Annotated in this window: 1 protein-coding gene; it reads right to left on the bottom strand. The window is 34.5% G+C overall.

Going from position 1 to position 684, the window contains the following annotated elements; translation table 11 throughout:
• Positions 1-79 precede the first annotated feature (79 nt).
• Positions 80-684: hypothetical protein (locus tag CA730_RS22135; RefSeq protein ID WP_231939911.1), on the bottom strand; the 605-nt coding region annotated here is incomplete at its 5' end.

Genomic DNA, 684 nt, shown 5'->3' with positions numbered 1-684 from the left:
AATTACGAATTACGAATTACGAATTACGAATTAATAATTACGAATTACGAATTACGAATTACGAATTACGAATTACGAATTACGAATTACGAATTATTCTATCCCACGCTTCTAAGACTAATCTTTGGGTTCTATATTCCCCAAATTGTTTGATTTCATTGTTCTTTAATACTCTAAATGTTTCACTGGGAAAATCTGCACCATACACATCCGCAGGATCTAATATATATCGTAGTTCATCGCGGGTGAGTTGGTAAAGTTTGGCGTAATATGCGTCTAATTCGGCTCGAATTAAGGCGCGTTTATTGGGATTCCAAATAAAAGGTTCTCCGTTGTATCCCATGTCTTGCGCGAAGGGTTGCATATCCCAGGATGTGTACACTAATTCGAGGACGCGAGGGGTGATATATTCTATGTCTTTTTGTGTGTATCTTTCTGGGGGAATAACTGGAAGTTGTTTGATTATGAAAAAACTTAATGATGTTCCTCCTACTTTTTGACGAGTAACAAAATCAAAAACTAAACTATTAACATTAGCTATAAATAAACAATAAAGTTGTGGTTTATTTTCATTTATAAACACTAATGGTATTTTATGATTAACTGCAACTTTAGGTAATAAGCCAGGACTTACGCAACTGGCACATTGGTAAGGTGCGTCAGATATCAAAAATCTGTTTATTT

Origin of the sequence: Dolichospermum compactum NIES-806 (genome assembly GCF_002368115.1) — a bacterium.
Taxonomy (GTDB): Bacteria; Cyanobacteriota; Cyanobacteriia; order Cyanobacteriales; family Nostocaceae; genus Dolichospermum; species Dolichospermum compactum.
Note: the sequence above shows the minus strand (reverse complement) of the source record. Positions and strands in the feature narration are given on the sequence as shown.